Here is a 19214-nt window from a genome sequence, read left to right as displayed (position 1 = left end):
ATGCCTTGGAAGGAAACCAAAGTGATAGAAGAAAGAATCAAGTTCATAGCAGCTGTTAAAAGTGGTCAGTGGTGTTTTGCCGATCTTTGCCGAGACTTTAATATATCGAGAAAGACTGGCTATAAATATCTAAAGAATTATGAGTCGGAAGGTATCGACGGACTCAAAGATAAATCTAGAAAAAGAATCACTCAGTCCAATGAAACTCCTGAGAAAATCGTTCACCTAATTGTATCTTTACGTGAAGACCATCCATCTTGGGGTCCCAAAAAACTCCGTCCCATACTCAAAGCAAAGTTTCATCGCATGAAACAGATTCCAAGTGAAACTACAATTGGAAACATTCTTCGCAAAAAAGGCCTAGTCAAACCTAAGAAAAAAAGACCAAGAGTTCCACAGTCTCTATTCCTTTTTCCAATGTAGTCGCTCCCAATGATGTATGGTGTGTTGATTTTAAAGGCCATTTTACAGTAGGAAATGGCAATCGCTGCGATCCACTAACAATTACAGATGCATATAGTCGCTACCTTCTAGCATGTGAAACGTCACTGTATAATAAAACGAATGCAGAGCAAACAAAAGCGGTATTTGAAAGGGTTTTTAAAGAATATGGACTACCACAGGCAATCAAATCAGATAATGGATCACCTTTTGCAAGTAAGGCCATTGGCGGCTTAACTAGTCTTTCTATATGGTGGTTGAAATTAGGGATCCGACCGGAACGCATTGAACCAGGGAAACCATCTCAGAACGGTCGTCATGAGAGAATGCACAGAACACTCAAAGAAGAAACTGCATTACCCCAAGATCTAGTTTGGATGCACAACAGACCGCCTTTGATTCATTCCGTGAAGAATTTAATAAGGTAAGACCACATGAAGCTTTGGGTTTTCTGACACCTGCAAAAGTTTATAAATCTTCGAAAAGGACATTCCCAAAAAAGATTCTAGAGGTAGCTTATCCCACACATATTGTTACCGATAAAGTCCATGAAAGTGGTTTTGCGCAGTACGGGCCCCATCGAGTGTTCTTTGGGAATCCTTTCATTGGAGAGGTAGTTGGCTTTGAAGAGATATCTGATCGGCATTGTCGTCTTTACTTTGCGGATGCAATTCTTGGAATTTTGGATTTGTATACGAGTAAAGTGTTGAAATACCAGAGGCTATTGTATAGAATTGACTAGTAAAAGTGTAACCCATGTGAGTGATCTAAAGTGTTACCGATGTGCCTTTTCATACAGAGCGATAGTTCGAGAAAGTAGACATAACAAAACTATGTCGCATGGCCCCAAAATAGCCCCCGCCCTGAATTGGGTGGTGGCGGTGGGCTCGTGGGCTTTCCCGAAACCACGCCTAACATAAAACCACCGATCCCGCAACCGCGATCCCCAAATCTCAAACTTTTTATCGCAATTTGTTCATGTTTTGGATTTTGGTTCACCTGAGCTTATGATGCTCACTTCGAATACTTTTACTTTTGAAGCATTATTTTGATTTGGGATACTATCTATTATGAAGCAATATGCAACGCGACTTGCATCTTGATTTTTCTACTCGAAAGTGTAATTCGAGAATCAACTAAAATCTATTCCAAATATTCCAGAGTAAAAAAAGATTCCAAGCTATTTTCTTTTTTCCCAAACTTGTTCTGCAGCTCGTCTCATTTCTTCAACACGTTGTCTTTCTAAGAATGGATTCTTTATATCAGAATTTACTTCCCGTCTCCATTTCGGCAATGTATGAACGATACCTTTTTTCCGTCTTACTTTTACCTTCTCAATAGGATTTCGAATTGGGGCTGCTAGTTTAACGAATTCATTTTGCCAAGTGTTGATTTTGTTCTTTAGCTCGAATACATTTAGTATTTCAAATGCTTTCTTAAGTGAAGATTTGATGCCTTTTGAAATATCTTTTCTTTCTAATAATCTTCGAAAAGGGGACATCGGCTCATCATGCTTTCGAATGGATTTGGATCCTATCCTGTGTTTTTCTTTAAGAATCATAACGGGAAGAAAGAAGTTATTATAGATATTTAGATCCATGTAAAGGCATCTAACAATATCTGCATGTTCTTGTTTATCAAGTCTAAGATAACCTGTATTTCTTCTTACCACACTATAGTTTTTTTGTTCGATATGTGGGTTATCATTCTTTTTATAGGGTCTTCCTCGAGTGAATTCGATTCCGTTTTTTCTTGTAAATGAAAGAATTGTTTCATTTATAAATTCAGCGCCATTGTCGGAGTGAATGCCAAGCAAAGGAAAAGGTAAAGAATTTCGCAACTTGATCAGTGCCTTAAGCATTTGGAATTTTGTTTTGTCTTTTACCAAGATGCAAACTGTCCAACCTGTGCAGACATCCGTTGCCGAAAGTGTTGAATAAAAACCTCCGAAAGTATTGCCTCCGTTATGGGCGACTAAATCGATCTGAACAAAACCCGGAAGTGAATTTTTCCATTCGCCGAATGTTTTGATAGGAATTCTATCGATAAGGTATTTGGGTTGCTTGGTCGTAGAAGTTCCTTTCCGTCCGAGTTTCTTTCGTGCAGGTTTTAGAAGTCGATCTACAGTTGCTGAACTAATCGAAAGAAGGCTTTTTTTGTATTACTATCAATTCTGAAGACTTTGAACTGTTCTAGCTTTGCCAATGTATCAGGGATAGCTTTGACCAGGCGTTTTGCGCAGATTCGATCCAGAATTTCCCAAATCTTTTCCAGGTAAAATTTTACATTATCATCATAGACCGTTTTCCGTTTCTTTCTAGACCAAAGTTTGACAACATTGTCTTTCTTCTTTCGAAGTACTGTGCGTGCATAGGACCGATTGTATCCAGTGGCTTCGACAAACTGATCAAGAATCAGACTTTTTTCTTTTTTTGAAGCCCAAAGGTACTTCTCTTTGAACACTTGAACCATCATAGAACGTACCTTCAACGAATGCTTCATGGACATCACCTGTACACGAGTAAACGTTTCCTTTAATAGGATTTGGAGTAGATTTTAGATGATGCAATGACTTGTGTTTCGAGTAGATTATTACGTGATGCAACTTGTTACTTCCCATAATTGATCTTATGTCGCATTAGTGGCTCCAGTTTTTTGTATGGAAAGGCACATCGGTAACACATTAGATCACTCACATGGGTTACACTTTTACTGTTCCACACAAACCAGTTTCCAACTGTTGTTGGCACATCCGGCATTACCCACTGCTAGAAAAGTTCCTATGGTTTTATTAAGGTGATTCCCATTGGAAACATTGGCTATCAAGTCCTGAAATTTTAGCATTCAGAACGGCATAAGAATTAGAGACAAACATCTTACAATGGTCTCTGTTTGCACAGCTTGAGCTTGTATTTGCATTTAAAGCGACTAACATTGTCCCCATTAACATAGCATTGTTCTCTTTGCTCTTGGAGCAAGAAACTCCAGAAACCATGACGCTTAAAAAAAAGACGCGAAATGAAACCCAAAAACGGATTTTCTAAGTAAACTTTTCATTTTCATAACGTAAAAAAATTGAGACAAATTGTAAATACGCAAGATAATTTCAGGGAAAACCCAAGGAATCTTTAGAACATTCCTTCTTTGTATACAGAGATTTCCGCTACAATCGATAGATTTGGAAACTACAAAACTTAAAATTGATAACGATGCCAAAATGATCCTTATTTTGGCCCGCAGATCTTTTTCTTAATGTCTTCACGAAGAAAAGAATGGGAGGAGGATTGATAGTAAAATCAGGAACGCACTGTTTTAGACAGCACGGAGTTCAAATTGAAAATCAGTTTTTTCGTTTGGATTGGGGTGAATGGTTGTGTTTTTTTACTGAACTTGTGAGTTAACAAAACTAAGGCTTCGTATTGTACTTTTGAATCATTCCATTCCTTTCTATGTATTTAATTTTCTTAGAAGCTTTTGTTTTTTTCTCCAAGGTGGCAAGCCCTGGATCGTTTTTCAATACAAGAAGATAAGTTCTATCATGAATGATAAGAGAATCTAATTTGATGATACCAAATTCGTGAAATAAAGAGCGTAATTCTTCGATGGCCACACCCTCTTCTGCAGAAAAGATATATTCTCCTTCCTTGAACATAGGGCTTTGTTCTTGTAAAGGTCTCATATTCAATTTTTGCTTTGTTTCACCAAACAAGGTGCAGCCTGTGGTTAAGGCTGCGACCAAGATACTAAATCGAATGGTTTTATTGTAAAACAGCGGTGACACCCGTCACTTGTTTGAGGTGTTTGAGAGAGGCATTGGCATTGATGGCCTTCCCGTATTGAGTAGTTCCAGTTAATGCTGTCTCAGTGACTCCACCTTCAATCAGTTTTGTGATAACATCCGAATAAGTAAAACTTGGATTGTAGGAACGAATGAGTGCGGCAACACCTGCTGCATTCGGAGTAGCCATAGAAGTTCCATTCAAGTTAGTATAGGCCGTAGTTGAAGGAGCCCAAGCCGTTAGAAACACATCCCCGACTAACCCACCTTGGTAAGCACCAGAAGTATCAGTTACCAATCGGTACCCTACCGTACAATTGGTTCCAGCCCCTCCGATGCAATTTGTGAGGATTTTAGTATCAGCAGAATTACTGACAAAAGCAGTTCCGCCATTCCTACAAAGCTGCGATTGGTATTGATTTGGAAAGGCAATATTCCCGTCAAACATAGTGAGAGTTGTACCAGCTACCGGATTGCTCGCAGTGGCAGAATACTTAGCTTGGATATAATCATAACATGTAGTGGAATTTTGTCTTTCTCCAACACTAACTATAAAGTGGGAAAGAGACACATTGGTAGCCCCCGCTGGAATTGTAAAATTTTTATAAACAATACTTTCTGTATTTAACGCCATTGTCGTCATCGTATTTACAGAACTATCGAACAAAACATTTGCTAAAGTACAATCAGCCGATACAAGCATCTTGTAATTTGACAGAGTACAAGTGGAGGATGCCCAAGCAGTTCCTACTGTGGAATAAGTCCAATCTGAGTAACTGGTAGAATTTTCATTGTAGGATACTTCGGTTCCATAACCACTATAGATATTGGTTCCTGGGGCACCGAAGTCTGCTGCACGACTAGTGAGTGTTCCATTCGAATCATAATTTGAAAAATTTGCTAATGCATGCTTTTGGTCGAGTGCAGATATACAAATAACATTTGCATTAGTATTTTCACAAGGGTAAGCGGCTCCGTCAGTATTTAGATTTTTCCCATCGTTTCCTGCTGCAACCACTACCAAAACATCATTGGTGCGAGCAAATTCAATCGCTGAATCGATGGCAGAGCTAAAACTAGACCCACCTAAACTCATATTGATGACCTTGGCACCGTTACGAACGGCAAAATAAATTCCGTTGGCGATATTATCGTTTGTTCCTCCACCAAGTCCTAAAACGCGGACTGCCATAATCTTTGCAGACTGGCACACTCCTGATATTCCAATGTTGTTGTTCCCGACAGCTCCGATTGTCATTGCGACATGAGTTCCATGTCCTTCTTCATCACGAGGGTTATTATCACCACTTGCAAAATCGTAACCGTGATTAGGACAACCACCTCCAATTGCTACTCCGTTCTGGTTTACACATCCACCAGAACCATCCCACATATTGCCTACCAAATCCTGGTGTGTGTAAGTAACGCCTGTATCAAGTACAGCGACAATGGTATTATTGCAACTAGTAGTAACATCCCAAGCACCGAGGACATTCATATCTTTCCCTGAAGTTCCCGGATTACTAGAGTTAGCTGTATAACTAGGAGAAGCTACCGTCTGGCCAATATTACTAAGTCCCCAAAGTCTTGCAAACTCAGGATCATTTGGTGCAGATGCTTGTTTGTAATATAAATACCTAGGTTCTACAGATTCAACATTAGGATCTTTTTTAATCCTAGCTAAACCTTCTTCCATTGTTTCAGAACCAAATAACCTTGCTGTGGCAAAATGTCCTTTTAAGTTGAGAACACCTGTGTTAGAGGCCGCCAACTTAGAAGTTTGGTGTACCAACTCTGAGTCTGGAACTTGTTTTTTAAAAGTAATGACTACTTCTCCTGGGAGGTAGGGAAGTTTCTGTCCAGCTTTAGACTTAGCTCGAAGTGCATCCAAATCTAGTTTGGTTTGATCTAAGTTAAAAACGGGTTCGGAAATTAGAATGTTTGTCGCAACTAACATTGTTGCTACGATCAAAAGTTTCGAAATTGATTTTTTATTAAAATTCATGTGATTAATTCCTTTCCTATGTGCTCGGAACATTTACTGCAGAAGTTTGGGCGGAAGGACTCCCTCCGATGGTGTTGTATTTTCCGTAAGAATAAACTTTGAAATACCAATCCCCGAATGTTGGTACAGAGATTACTTTGGAAACAGGTGTCGTACCACCTGAATTGGGAACATCCGCACAAAAGATAGTTGTTCCATTGTGAACGGCTGTAAATCCAGAAGTCTTGCTATAACAAACTTTATAACCACCATCCGTATCATTGACAGCTTTTTCATTCGTTCCTGTCCAACTAACCAATACATCTGCACCTGTTTTTCCCGTTCCGGAAACGTTTAAGTCAGCACTAGATGCAGTCCCATTAGTTCCATTCGTTGTAGCAACTCTTACAACTGCTGCTCTGGCACCCGTTGTCGACGGTGCAAACTGAATGGTAAATGTTCCAGAAGCACCAGCAGCGAGAGTAGTACCACCACTAAAAGCGCTGATTGTGAAATCCCCTGTATGGCCACTTGGTTTGGAAAGAGTAATGCCAGTCATAGTTGCTGTTCCAGTATTGCTGATCGTTACTGTTTTTGTACTAGAAGTTAAAGTGGGCCAAACCACACCAAAGGTGGGAATGGATCCTCCCGAAGTAAAACTACTCGAATTATGTGAAATCGCAATCGTTGGTACAGGTTTTGGTGTAGCAGTGCCTGTAACGGTGAATAAAAAACTCAAACTACTATTATAAGCAACTGCTATATTCGATGATTTGGCTTCTGCGGTTCCTGTCGGTGAAAACTGTATTGTGAAAGTAGCTGTGTCATTTGCTGCAATGGAAGTTGGAAATCCAGCCAGGTTTAAAACAAATTGGCCAATCGGGGAAGCGGTAACAGCAGGTGGACCATCTAGGTTTGCAGTAGCACTCCCAGTATTTCGCACAGTAAATGTCACTGCATTACCAGAAGAGTCGATTTCTACTGACCCCATTCCATAACTGCCATTCGCTGCAATTTGTGTAGCACCCACAGAGACCGCCAAACGAGGAGCTGCCGCTCCACCCGTTCCCGTTAAATTCAACTGAAACGAACCTACAGCCGCATCACTCGACTGAATTTTGATCGTGGCTGTTTTTGCACCTTCTGTTGTGGGTTTAAAAGTCAAGGTAAAAGTAACCGATGCCCCTGCCGGCAAATTGGAGGAAGTTGGTTGTGTTACGGTAAACAAAGAGGCATCTGTTCCAGATAATGCCACAATGTTTGGTGAACCAGGAAGTGTGATCGCAGCAGTCCCTGTATTTTTGATTGTCACAGTTCCTGTTTTGCCATCGGCAGTATTGATTGGTTCAGCACCTAAATCAAGGGTGGATCCACTTTCTCGGCTAACTCCATTGTATTGAATTTCTAATTTGGGAGCCGGAACGTCGCCACCTCCTCCGCCAAGTCCTAAAAGAGCAAATGCCGCCCCGCCGCCGCCCCCACCACCGCCTGGACAACCAATTGTAAGATAGATTCTAAAGTTTAACGCAACACTTCCTTTATTTTTTCCGCGGGAGTTTTCCAGCCAAGCGTTTTTCTTGGACGCTCATTTAAAAGCTTTTGGACTCTTTTCAGTTCTTTTCTTGATATATCATTAAAGTCAGTTTTTTTAGGAAAGAAATCTCTTATTAGCATATTCGTATTTTCACAAGTCCCCCTTTCCCAAGGACTTCCCGGATGACAAAAATATACTTTCATTTGAGTATCTTTTGTAAATAGCTTATGGTTACTCATTTCTTTACCTTGATCATAAGTTATCGAAAGTCTAAGCTCTGTTGGCATTTTTTTTAGTTCCTTGGCAAAACTTTTTCTGACGGTCTCAGCATCTGTGCTTGTTAAAGGAACCAGTATAACATTTCTAGTAGTTCTCTCTACAATTGTACCAATTGCACTTTTGTGATTCTTTCCAATTATCAAATCACCTTCCCAATGTCCTGGAATTGATCTTTTTTCAACTGATTTTGGTCGTTCTTCAATGCTTATCATGTCTGGTATTTTACCTCTATTATCAGTATTTTTCGACTTTTTGTAGGGTTTCATCTTTCGGCGTAGATAGCTTTGCAATTCCTTATAGTTCGCCTCTCGGTAAAAGATAGATATAAGTATAAATAGTTTGATGGGAAACTGGTTCTGTAATTCCGCTTGGCAGATTTTCTTTTAAAGACATCTCTATTTGCTCTGGTGACCATTTAAGTTCTAATTTAGATTTTATAAATTTTCGTAAATTTGGATGTTTTTGCAACTTTATTTTACCAGAATTTCTGGAACTTTCATTCTTCTGTGAAATGATTTGAGCATTTGATACTGAATAATTAATGAAAGAATTTCTTGAATAACCTTTAGATAATTCTCTGGAAATGCTTGAAGGACTTCGATTCAGTATCTTAGCTATACTTCTAATACTTTCCTCTTTAAATCGCATCTCAGCAATTACTTCCCTTTCTTTCAAATTAATTCTTGTATAATGATTCATTTATTAACACCTTATTCATTAGATTATCGGTGTTGCGTTAAAAATTTGATTCTACCTAAATAAAGAGAGGAAGGCTAAGAATATTAGAAAATTCAGTTTTTGATTCATGGATAAACAACGCATATTTTTTTACCTATAATTTTCTAAGATGAATTTCTTTCAATCGTACCTTCTCTGTATTACGTAGGTAAAACCGCTGAAAATGTTTTGTTAGGGGTTTTAGAACGTTAATTCTGGTTTGTTCGATTTTTTTTATGTTTCTTAGAACCAAATAGGTGATAGGCTTACCTCTCTTCAAATTTAAATTCTATCCCTCATCCTCATAGAGAGGGTTTACTACACCATTTTTAGGGATTTCCTTACGATGACAAATGTCATCTTCTCACTCCAAATGCCTGTAAGACGAGAGAGAAGGGATGGTTTTGTCCAGAATTTCACTATGATCGAGGTCGTATTCCCAGTATTTGGTGAGGTAACTTTGCCAATCCTAAGGAACTATTTTCTGAAATACAAACTCCCCCTCCTTGTAATTCATCTGGGAATTTTGTCTTAGGTGTTAGAGGCCAAAAGAAAGATTATTTCAACTGAGCGAGTGGAAGCGGGTATATATGTAACGATCGTTTTGTGCTTTCCGGCGGGATCTTTTCTTTGATCAGACCAAAAAAACATACAATGTGGATTAAAATGAAAAAATAGAAGTAAAACTCAAACGGTAACTTTTGTGAAACTTCCTGATTGCATTTTCTTTAGAACCATGTTAAAGTTAAGTATGGTATACTACTTAATTCTCACAACCATTCCCGTAGCCATTGTTTCGGCTTTTTTTATCCATTGGTTTACACTACAGGAAGAACCAAACCCGCTGAAACGTTTAGAACATTCGCGTGGAATTTATTTGGGATTTTCCTTTCAAATTCTGCTTTTTGCTTGGTTATTATTCCAATTGGGCCATACAAGATTCTCTTATCCTTTGTATGCCATTGGATTTTCTTTTTTAGGGGATTGGTTTAATTTACAATTCCCTATTGCCAAAAAACAAATGAAAGATCCAGTCCTTGGGGGAATTTTTAGTTTTGCCATTGCACAAGTTTTCTTTTTGTTATCCTTTTGGAAGTTAACGAATTGGAACGAGTTGTATATCGGTGTTTTACCTTATGCGATCACGGGAGCTTTGTTAGTTCTTCCTGCCCTAATCTTTTTTTTCCGAGTGTATAACCCACAAAGGTCCAAATGGGTAATGGCTTCGGCCTTTGTATATGGACTCATTCTCTGCTTTTTTGTTTCTTTATGTTTCAACGCCTATCTCGCTTTTGGTGGAGTTTGGATTTATTTAGCCATTGGAGCCGGATTTTTTCTACTCTCTGATGCCGTGATGGGAGAAACTACGATCAATGGAACAAGGCACCCCAAATGGGAATTTCAAGTTCCTTGGGTCACTTACCTAATCGCACAAAGTTTTTTACTCGTAGGTTTCTTTTTAGTGTCTCATACAAGGAATTTGGTTTAGTTTAATCCTAAGAATTTCTATCGACTAGTATCGGTGAATCATTGTTTGGTGAGACAAGTTTAGACTGCTCCCAGGCAATGATCATTCGTTTTCGATTGGGATCCCACCGATACCCACCAAACAGGCCTGAGGTTTGGATCACACGATGGCAAGGAATGAGGTAAGCAATGGGATTTTTTCCTATGGCAGTCCCCACTGCTCTTTGTGCCGATGTTTGTCCAATGGATTCGGCAATATCTCCATAAGTACAAAGTTTCCCTAGTGGGATTTTTAATAATGACTTCCATACTTTCATTTGGAATTCCGTTCCATAAACATACAAAGGAATCGGTGTTTTTGGAATTACAAATCTTTGGAAGTAATCTTTTAACTTTTCGTGTTCTAAAGATTCTCCTTCCTTCCATACAGCATTCGGAAATTCATTTTTAATTTCTAAAATTTCTTTCTCAGAAGAATCTACAAACTGCAGCGACTGGATTCCACGCTCAGAAGATACAAGTAAAATCTTTCCAAAAGGAGAGGGAAATACTTCGTATTGCAGAATAAGCCCCTCTCCTCCCCGTTTGTATTCTCCTGGGGTCATCGCTTCTAACTTCACAAAAAGATCATGCAATCGCCCTGTACCAGACAACCCTAAAGAGTATGTTGTATCCAAAAGAGTTGATTCTTTTAACAATCGTTTGGCGTGAGTGATTGTGACAAACTGTAAAAATTCTTTGGGGGAAACTCCTGCCCAGGTCCGAAATACCTTTTGGAAATGGAAGGGACTGAGAGAAACCCGTTCTGCCAACTGGTCCAAATTGGGTTGGTCTTCAAAATGCTCCAATACATATTCGATAGAGTCTTTTATGATTTCGTAGTGTTTGTGATTTGCATCCACAGGGAGATCCTACTGGATTTTATGTTTACTGAAAACCCGATTCTTGCGATTTCTAGAAAATTAAATACAAATTGTTTGATTTTTTTTCCTAAACCCCCACCCTCTTCTATAAGAAGAAAAAGTGTCACATCCTTTGGATCCATTCCCAATACTTACCGCCTTACAATCCATAGTCGATTCCATCCAAACCAGTCCAGTTACCATTTTGGATTCACCCCCAGGAACGGGAAAAACAACGGCCCTCCCAACAGAACTCTTAAAAAAGGGCGTTTCTTTTGGGAAAAAAATCTGTATTTTAGAACCGAGACGAATTGCGGCCAAAAACGCTGCCAAACGAATTAGCCAAACTCTACTTGAAGAAGTGGGAGAAACAGTAGGATACCGAGTCCGGTTCGATACCAAAGTAGGCAAAAACACTCAAATTGAATTTGTTACCGATGGAATTTTAACAAAAATTTTACTCGCTGATCCTGAACTTAAAGATTATGGTCTGATTGTCTTTGATGAATTTCACGAAAGACGAATGGATTCAGATTTGTGTTTTGCTTTGGCACGGAGAACCCAAGAAGTTTTTCGCAATGATCTGAAACTACTCATCATGTCCGCAACCCTAGAGGGACAAAATTTTGAATCCATTGGAATTCATTCCAAACCCATCCGAGTCAGTGCAGAAACACATCCCTTGGAAATTTTCCACATGGGAGATTCCAATAAAAATACAAACCAAAGATTACTCGACCTTATCCCTAAGGCCGTTGAACAAACAGAAGGTGATATCCTTGTTTTTTTATCTGGGAAAAAAGAAATCCGCGACTTAAGAAATGGATTAGAATCCATCCCGCAAATCAAATCGAATGCAGTGGTTATGGGTTTATTTGGGGATATGGATTTGGCAGACCAAGAAAGAATTTTTTTACCTTCCCCACAAGGCAAAAAGAAAATCATTCTTTCGACTAACATTGCAGAATCTTCTGTTACCATCCCTGGAGTCCGTGTTGTTTTTGATTCAGGTTACCAAAAACAAGCTCTCTTCGATTCTGAGTCCGGAGTTTCACATTTAATCAAAACACGAATCAGTTTGAGTAGCGCCAAACAACGTGCCGGGCGGGCTGCACGGGAAGGAAAAGGTTTGGTGTACCGCCTTTGGTCAAAGGAAGAAGAAACATCATTTTTGGATCGAACAAAACCAGAAATTCTCGAAGGGGATATTGATCGATTGGTTTTGGAAGTGAAGTCTTGGGGAGAAGAAATCCAACAATTACCATTTTTAGACCCACCAAATAAAGGTTCGGTGATACGAAGCATCCAACGTTTGCAACTGCTCGGATGTTTGGACGACAAAACGAATCTTACCAATCTCGGGAAAGAGTGTCTGCGGTATCCCCTCCCCATCCGATTGGGAAAAATTTTATCCATCCTACCGAAAGATAAAGAAAATCTTATCGCCGACATTGTTTCGTTAGTGGGGAAAGAAAATTCTGGAACAGAAGCAAAAACCTTCCCCGAAGAAATTTTTCCCTCACAATTTTCTTATGAGTTGCGTGCCGTTTATGAGCAAATTTTGCGTATTTACAGGGAAAAAACGGATTTTTCGACGATTCTTGCAGGGAAAGATCGTCTCTTTTATCTAACATCTGGTTTCCCGGATCGGATTGCAAAAGCAAAGATTCTCAATGGGAAAGATTTTAAACTTTCGAACGGGAAATTAGGAATTCTCAATACAACTTCCATCCAAATTCCAGAATTTATAATCGTATTCGATACCTTTTCCTTCGGCCAAGATCTTTATATTACCCATTTCCTTCCCATTGATGAAGGATTCATTGAGAAATATTTTTCGCAGATCATTACAAAAAAGGTTGTTTCCGAAAAAAGAACCAACCAACGCGGGGAATCATTTCTTATTGTTAAAGAAGAATTGAGTTTAGGAGATTTGATTTTAGATTCCAAAGAAACTAAATCACCCAACCCGACTGTACTCAGTTTGGCGCTCGAGGAATACTTAGCCAAATCTCCTTGGGAAGAAGAATGGAAAAAGGATTCAGATCTAAAAAGTTTTTACAACCGAGTGAAGTTTTTAGAACGTCATGGAGTTTTAGATACAAATACAGATCTGAATCATTTGAAACAAAATTCGAAAGAATGGTTATTTCCTTTTATCAATCTAGATTCTGGAAAACTATCGTTAGACAAACTCCCCTTTTTCGAAGCATTCAAAGCTTATGTAGGTTATGAGAAAATGAATCTAATTGATTCCCAGGCACCCGTATCCATCCAAGTTCCTTCTGGTTCACGGATTCACTTAACTTATGATGGCGTAGAACCCGAGTTACATGTCAAATTACAAGAGTTATTTGGTCTAAAATTTCTACCAAAACTAGCCAATGGGAAGGCGAGTATTCTAATCCACCTACTTTCTCCCGCACGAAGGCCTGTGCAAATTACAAAGGATTTAGAAAGTTTTTGGAACCATGGATATCATGAGGTAAAAAAAGAATTAAAGGGAAGATATCCGAGGCATCCTTGGCCCGATAAACCCTGGGAAGCAGTCCCTACAAAACATTTGAATTACACCAAACGTTCGTAAGTGGAGACCCATCCTTTTTTATTCACAAAAAATTTAATCTTACAATTGGGACAGAGGTAATCGCCCGCAAGTTTCCATCGAAGGAGAGTTTGGCATTCGGGGCAATGGACAGTTTTTTCTTCTGATTGCGGAGTGAGTTCGTTTGCGGGAGTTTCACTTACAATTTGCGATTCTAAAAAATGAATACAATCCGATTCCGCCTGATAAAAAGAAAGAAGTTGCGAATTTTCCTCGGATACGGAAATTCTAAGGCCAAACCCTGCCACTTTTGAGCCTGTTTCTTGACAACGCTCAGAAATCTTTCTGATAAACTCCCAGCCGACTTCCGTAACTTCTTCGACTTCTGAAAAATCAAGGCAAAAAAGAGAGGGGGAATGAGTTTCCTCCTTCAGTTTTAAATAGAGTTCGGAGCCAATTTCCGCAGAAAATGTTCCCGCTAAGCGGAAAAGAAGTGATTTCAAACAGGTTTTTCCTCTTTTCTATTCTTCGGAAGAGATTCTGTATTTACAAGGAATTTTGTTCCAAATACCCTTATTTATCAGATATGAAATCGATTCCGAGACGATATTGGGTTTTTCCTGTAGACATACTCTTTATGTTCTTGTCGTATTTTCTCGCACACCTTGTGCGATTTGAGAATATACGATTTTTAGATAGTTACCCAGACTTTTGGGTCTGTGCCACTATTGTAGTTTTATCACGGAGTTTGGTTTTTTTATTTTCTGGGATTTACAGATCCCTCTGGTCGTATGCTTCCTTACACGATCTGTTATCAATCATCAAAGCAACCGTCCTTTCGTCTCTTGTCTCAACTCTTGCCCTTCTTTTTTATAATCGTTTTTACCAACTCTCTCGGATGGTGCCAATTTTAGATACTCTCATCTTACTTGGTTTTTTATGTTTACGCAGTTTGAGTTGGAGGATGTTAAGAGAACAAATTTTTAGTTCCGAAAAATCCAAACGGGGAACTCCCGTAATCCTTGTAGGTGCAGGAAAACTTGGGAGTTCTTTCCTAACAGAAATTAGGCGAAACGTTGATTTAGACTACCAACCGATAGGTTTTTTGGACGACAATCTATCTAAAAAAGGTGGATACATCCAAGGTGTACCCATCCTTGGATCAACAGATGACATTGGTAAAATTTTAGTTCAATATGGTGTCAAAAAAGTGATCATGACCGTCCCCCAACCTGATGGACGTGTGGTGAGTAAACTCAAAAAAGAATGTGAAGGAGCTGGGGTGGATTTTAAAATCCTTCCTACTTTTGGCGAGTATCTGTCTGCAAAACCAAATATCACACAACTTCGTGAAGTACAAGTAGAAGACCTTTTGGGCAGGCCTACTGTTGACTTAGAAATTGAATCCATTCGGTCTTATTTAGAGAAACGAGTGATCCTTGTTACAGGAGCTGGTGGTTCTATTGGTTCAGAAATCTGTCGACAAGTGGCACTTTTTAAACCAAGTGTTCTTGTCATACTCGATGCCGCAGAAACCCCGTTATACGAAATTGATTATGAACTCAGAAAAAGTTTTGCAGATCTGAACATTGACATTCGTCCTGTGATTGCTGATGTAAAAAACCTATCCCGAATTTCTGCAATTTTTGAAGAACATCGCCCCTCTGTTGTTTTCCATTCCGCTGCTTACAAACATGTTCCTATGATGGAGATCAATCCTTCAGAGGCTGTTTTAAACAACGTGATGGGAACAAAGAATGTAGCAGACGTTTGCCGGCTCATTGGGGTGGATCGTTTTGTATTAATATCCACTGACAAAGCAGTGAATCCCGTAAATGTAATGGGAGCATCAAAACGTGCCGCAGAAATTTACTTACAACATATTTCGCAAAACTCTAGGACAAAGTTCATTACTGTTCGATTTGGGAATGTGTTAGGTTCCAATGGAAGTGTGATCCCACGTTTCCGTGAACAAATCAAACGAGGGGGACCTGTGACTGTGACTCATCCTGACGTCATTCGGTATTTTATGACCATCCCCGAGGCCACACAACTAGTGTTACAAGCTGGAAGTATGGGCGAACACGGTGAAATTTTTCTTTTGGATATGGGAGAGCCGGTCAAAATCCTTTCTCTTGCAGAGGAGATGATTCGTCTTTCTGGATACACTCCGCACAAAGACATAACCATTGAGTTTTCGGGTCTTCGTCCCGGAGAAAAGTTATACGAAGAACTTCTCTTAAACCAAGAAGGGATTAAAAAAACGCATCATCCGAAAATTCGAATTGCGGCTCCTTTGGAAAACTACAATCTACTCCTCTTCCAGAATAAATTGAACCGGCTGTTCTCTCTTGCCAAGGCCAATAAAAATAGAGAAATCTTCGGGGCTTTCAAAGATATTATCCCAGAGTATAAAATCCACGACGAGTATATCGAGTGGGAAACATCACATGGTAAAAGGAATTTATGAGCGAAAAACTCACGCAGGAAGAAATCACAACATTACGTGAGTTTAAAAGAGATTTATTTAATCTTTATTGGGAACGATTTGGTGTATTCTATATTCACGTAATGCCACATCCAAAACTAGAAATTGGGAAACGTGGGTTACTCAATGCAGAAAAAGAATCTGGCATTGTACTCGTGTTTGGTGACAAAGCAGTCAAAGTATTGGATAGTAAACCTGATTATTTATTTGCAGAACTTCAGTTTGGTTCCGCGTGGGAACCTACTATGATCCCTTGGGATGCCGTATTTCGTATTTACGATAAGTTTCAAAACTCGGCGACTCAACTTCGTTTTCTACAAGTAGAAGTGGCTCCCAATGCAGAAGAAGTGAGTTCCAAACCCAAGGTGACTAAACCGGAAATAACAGGAGATGGAAACGTGATTCGAGTTGATTTTGGAGGGAAACGAAACGAATGAATTTTTTTACCATCACTCGAGGAGATCTCGATGGTTTTTTTGGCCTCATGGTAGACAACCTCATCCAACTTTTGGTTCTTTCTGCTCTTTGTATAGGGGTTTGCGGTTTCCCACTCCTCTTCGTTACTTCCGTTGTTTTACCTGGGGCAGCCGTGTCCTTACTTGTAGGGAATGTATTTTATGCATGGCAAGCTTGGAAACTAGGGCAAAAAACTCATCGAACAGATGTTACAGCTATTCCTTATGGAATCAATACGGTTTCTCTTTTTGCCTTTGTATTTTTTGTTATGTTCCCCACCTACCAAGCCACAGGTGACTATGTAGCGGCATGGAAAGCAGGACTTCTCGTATCTTTTGTGTCCGGATGTATTGAGGTAATCGGTTCTTTTGTTGCCGCAAAAATCCGCAAATACACACCCAGAGCTGCTTTACTTTCTGCTTTAGCAGGAATTGCCATCACCTTTATTTCTATGGATTTTTTACTTCGCACTTTTGAAAGACCAATCATCGCTTTTATTCCGCTAGGTGTCATTCTATTGCAGTATTTTGGGAAGGTTCGTTTTCCTTTTGGAATTCCTGGTGGGTTACTTTCTGTTATTTTTGGAATATTATTATCTTATTTGTCTTCCTTTTGGGGAGATCCCATTTACAAACCAGGAGCCATCGAAAGTGGGTTAGAAACATTGGGGATTTATTTTCCAAAACTTTCCCTAAGTCCCCTCCTCGATACATTAACCTACGCCAATATAAAAGCCTACTTTTCGGTAATCCTTCCCATGGGAATTTTTAACGTGATTGGTTCTCTCCAAAACATTGAATCGGCAGAAGCATCGGGCGATAGTTTTGATACCAAAACTTCCTTACTTGTTAATGGCCTTGGCACTCTCGCAGGTACTGTTTTTGGTTCACCCTTTCCAACGACAATCTACATCGGACATCCAGGTTGGAAGGCACTCGGAGCTAAACATAGTTATTCGGTGCTTTCGGGAATTTTTATGACTCTCGTGAGTTTATTTGGACTTATGGGCCTTATCCAAGCTTTAATTCCAGTGGAAGCGGGAATGGCAATCGTTCTTTGGATTGGAATTGTGATTACAAGCCAAGCCTTCCAAGCCATCCCCAAACACCATTCTCCTGCGGTTGTGGTCGGACTTTTGCCTGCTTTTGCAGGTTGGGCAGTCCTTATCATCCAAAATGTTTTTATTTTCTTAGATGGGAAATTACAATCCACTTTGCAAGAGTTAGGTGTAAAGCAGATCGTCCATTTTTCCTTATCAGACATCCCACCTCATTTAAGTTTTCTTCCTTATGCTCTGAGTGGAGTGCTCGCTTTGTCTCAAGGGTTTCTTATCACTTCGATGGTTTGGTCGGCGATGGTAGTTTTTATTTTAGAAAGAGAATGGAATAAAGCTGCCCTTTGGGCATTTATTGCAGCGGTCCTTTCTGCGATTGGTTGGATTCATGCTTACGAATTACAAGGAAATGCAATACTCAATCGGTTCACGGAACTTGCCAGTTGGGATTTCCCTATTGCTTATTTTTCCCTGACAGCCTTGTTTCTATTGATACAGTTTCTCAATAGTTCAAAAGAAAATCCCGACAAATTAGGACATTAATTTTGCTTGTAATCCTCGCTCTAACAAGTACATTTCTAGTCTAATGAATAGGTTCCACTAAGAACCTTAAGGAGAATAATTTCCTATGACTTGGATCAAACGAATCGGTTTTTTCCTGTTAACCAATATTTTGATTATGACTACCATCTCTATCGTGACCACATTACTTGGTTCGATGGGATTTAGTATCCGTGCCTATGGTTTGGATTTAACGCAACTCATTGTATTCTGTTTAATGTGGGGTATGGCGGGATCTTTCATTTCCCTATTACTTTCTAAGATGATGGCGAAGTGGACGATGGGTGTCAAAGTCATCGATCCGAAACAAGCTTCAGCTCCAGAAATGGATGTCTATCGCCGCGTACAATCACTCGCACAAAGAGCGCACCTTCCTATGCCGGAAGTAGGCATTTACGAATCTCCCGAAGTGAACGCATTTGCAACCGGACCAAGTAAGTCTAGTGCGCTTGTGGCTGTATCTACGGGACTGCTCAACCGTATGAATGCACAAGAATTGGAAGGAGTACTCGCTCACGAATTGTCACACGTTGCCAATGGCGACATGGTCACACTCACGCTCATTCAAGGTGTTGTGAACTCTTTTGCCATGTTCTTCTCTCGTATCATTGCCTACATCGCATCGAATGCGGTAAAAGAAGAAATGGCACATATCGTAAGAATTGTTGTCACAATTGCTCTAGACATTGCATTCTCGATTCTTGGATCGATTGCTGTGGCTTACTTCTCACGCAAACGTGAGTTTCGTGCTGATGCCGGTGGTGCCAAACTTGCGGGTAGAGAGTCTATGATTTCTGCATTGGAATCACTTCGACAAATGGTAGAGATGCCAGAAGATCCGAGAGGAGAGGCCTTGGCTTCTCTTAAAATATCTTCCAACAAAGGGGGATTTCTTTCCCTATTTGCGACTCACCCTGCATTAGAAGAAAGGATTCTTGCGCTCAAACAAATGAGATAGGATTTCCAACTACTAAAGATTGGGAAAAAAAGGTCGGCGTTGTGCCGGCC

The 19214-nt window shown here is 39.7% G+C and carries 11 protein-coding genes and 3 pseudogenes; 7 read left to right on the top strand and 7 right to left on the bottom strand.

Translation table 11 applies throughout. From position 1 onward, the window contains the following. A pseudogene (locus LEP1GSC199_RS21290) lies at positions 1–1183 on the top strand (integrase core domain-containing protein). Between the two features lie 438 nt (positions 1184–1621). Here LEP1GSC199_RS21290 and LEP1GSC199_RS08760 read toward each other — a convergent pair. The 5 genes and pseudogenes from LEP1GSC199_RS08760 to LEP1GSC199_RS21285 form a co-directional block, all read right to left on the bottom strand. Next, positions 1622–2949, bottom strand: a pseudogene (locus LEP1GSC199_RS08760) (integrase catalytic domain-containing protein). Positions 2950–3847: 898 nt separating this feature from the next. After that, positions 3848–4093 carry a hypothetical protein gene (locus LEP1GSC199_RS08755; RefSeq protein ID WP_002980725.1) on the bottom strand — a complete coding sequence of 82 codons (246 nt, stop codon included), beginning with the start codon at positions 4091–4093 and terminating at the stop codon, positions 3848–3850. A gap of 106 nt (positions 4094–4199) precedes the next feature. Next, complete coding sequence (locus LEP1GSC199_RS22085) at positions 4200–6224, bottom strand: S8 family serine peptidase (protein ID WP_002980805.1); 2025 nt, start codon at positions 6222–6224, stop codon at positions 4200–4202. Positions 6225–6240: 16 nt separating this feature from the next. Then, positions 6241–7704, bottom strand: coding sequence for a choice-of-anchor D domain-containing protein (locus LEP1GSC199_RS08745; RefSeq protein WP_232420740.1), 1464 nt, complete (start codon positions 7702–7704; stop codon positions 6241–6243). 20 nt (positions 7705–7724) lie between these two features. Next, positions 7725–8715 (bottom strand): annotated as a pseudogene (locus LEP1GSC199_RS21285) (IS30 family transposase). 754 nt (positions 8716–9469) lie between these two features. Between LEP1GSC199_RS21285 and LEP1GSC199_RS08735 the strand changes: the two are divergent. Beyond that, on the top strand, positions 9470–10222 hold the full coding sequence (locus LEP1GSC199_RS08735) for a lysoplasmalogenase family protein (RefSeq protein WP_039926432.1): 753 nt from the start codon (positions 9470–9472) through the stop codon (positions 10220–10222). A 7-nt stretch (positions 10223–10229) separates the two neighbouring features. Here LEP1GSC199_RS08735 and LEP1GSC199_RS08730 read toward each other — a convergent pair whose 3' ends face one another. Beyond that, positions 10230–11102, bottom strand: a complete 873-nt coding sequence (locus LEP1GSC199_RS08730; RefSeq protein ID WP_002980762.1) for a methylated-DNA--[protein]-cysteine S-methyltransferase — start codon at positions 11100–11102, stop codon at positions 10230–10232. Positions 11103–11223: 121 nt separating this feature from the next. Between LEP1GSC199_RS08730 and hrpB the strand changes: the two genes are divergently transcribed. Beyond that, positions 11224–13689 carry an ATP-dependent helicase HrpB gene (hrpB, locus tag LEP1GSC199_RS08725; protein WP_039926430.1) on the top strand — a complete coding sequence of 822 codons (2466 nt, stop codon included), beginning with the start codon at positions 11224–11226 and terminating at the stop codon, positions 13687–13689. Here hrpB and LEP1GSC199_RS08720 read toward each other — a convergent pair. Next, complete coding sequence (locus tag LEP1GSC199_RS08720) at positions 13671–14150, bottom strand: hypothetical protein (RefSeq protein ID WP_002980738.1); 480 nt, start codon at positions 14148–14150, stop codon at positions 13671–13673. The two genes, hrpB and LEP1GSC199_RS08720, sit on opposite strands and share 19 nt — an antisense overlap. 83 nt (positions 14151–14233) lie before the next feature. On the opposite strand from LEP1GSC199_RS08720, the gene LEP1GSC199_RS08715 reads away from it, so the two are divergent. The 4 genes from LEP1GSC199_RS08715 (at position 14234) to htpX (ending at position 19164) form a co-directional block, all read left to right on the top strand. Beyond that, entirely contained in the window at positions 14234–16117 is a 1884-nt protein-coding gene (locus tag LEP1GSC199_RS08715) for a polysaccharide biosynthesis protein (RefSeq protein WP_198288770.1), read from the top strand. Next, complete coding sequence (locus LEP1GSC199_RS08710; protein WP_002980620.1) at positions 16114–16572, top strand: ClpXP protease specificity-enhancing factor SspB; 459 nt, start codon at positions 16114–16116, stop codon at positions 16570–16572. The genes LEP1GSC199_RS08715 and LEP1GSC199_RS08710 overlap by 4 nt, the downstream gene beginning before the upstream one ends. Further along, on the top strand, positions 16569–18188 hold the full coding sequence (locus tag LEP1GSC199_RS08705; protein ID WP_002980802.1) for a hypothetical protein: 1620 nt from the start codon (positions 16569–16571) through the stop codon (positions 18186–18188). The genes LEP1GSC199_RS08710 and LEP1GSC199_RS08705 overlap by 4 nt, the downstream gene beginning before the upstream one ends. A gap of 85 nt (positions 18189–18273) precedes the next feature. Beyond that, positions 18274–19164: a protease HtpX gene (gene htpX / locus LEP1GSC199_RS08700; RefSeq protein ID WP_002980611.1), complete on the top strand. Its 891-nt coding sequence runs from the start codon at positions 18274–18276 to the stop codon at positions 19162–19164. The last annotated feature ends 50 nt before the right edge of the window (positions 19165–19214 follow it).

The organism is Leptospira vanthielii serovar Holland str. Waz Holland = ATCC 700522 (assembly GCF_000332455.1).
Classification (GTDB): Bacteria; Spirochaetota; Leptospiria; order Leptospirales; family Leptospiraceae; genus Leptospira_A; species Leptospira_A vanthielii.
Note: the sequence above shows the minus strand (reverse complement) of the source record. Positions and strands in the feature narration are given on the sequence as shown.

Excerpts from the sequence above, each read along its gene's own strand:
- LEP1GSC199_RS08755 (WP_002980725.1), bottom strand. The coding sequence starts at position 4,093 with ATGTTCAAGGAAGGAGAATATATCTTTTCTGCAGAAGAGGGTGTGGCC.
- LEP1GSC199_RS22085 (WP_002980805.1), bottom strand. The coding sequence starts at position 6,224 with ATGAATTTTAATAAAAAATCAATTTCGAAACTTTTGATCGTAGCAACA.
- LEP1GSC199_RS08735 (WP_039926432.1), top strand. The coding sequence starts at position 9,470 with ATGTTAAAGTTAAGTATGGTATACTACTTAATTCTCACAACCATTCCC.
- LEP1GSC199_RS08715 (WP_198288770.1), top strand. The coding sequence starts at position 14,234 with ATGAAATCGATTCCGAGACGATATTGGGTTTTTCCTGTAGACATACTC.
- LEP1GSC199_RS08710 (WP_002980620.1), top strand. The coding sequence starts at position 16,114 with ATGAGCGAAAAACTCACGCAGGAAGAAATCACAACATTACGTGAGTTT.
- LEP1GSC199_RS08705 (WP_002980802.1), top strand. The coding sequence starts at position 16,569 with ATGAATTTTTTTACCATCACTCGAGGAGATCTCGATGGTTTTTTTGGC.
- htpX (WP_002980611.1), top strand. The coding sequence starts at position 18,274 with ATGACTTGGATCAAACGAATCGGTTTTTTCCTGTTAACCAATATTTTG.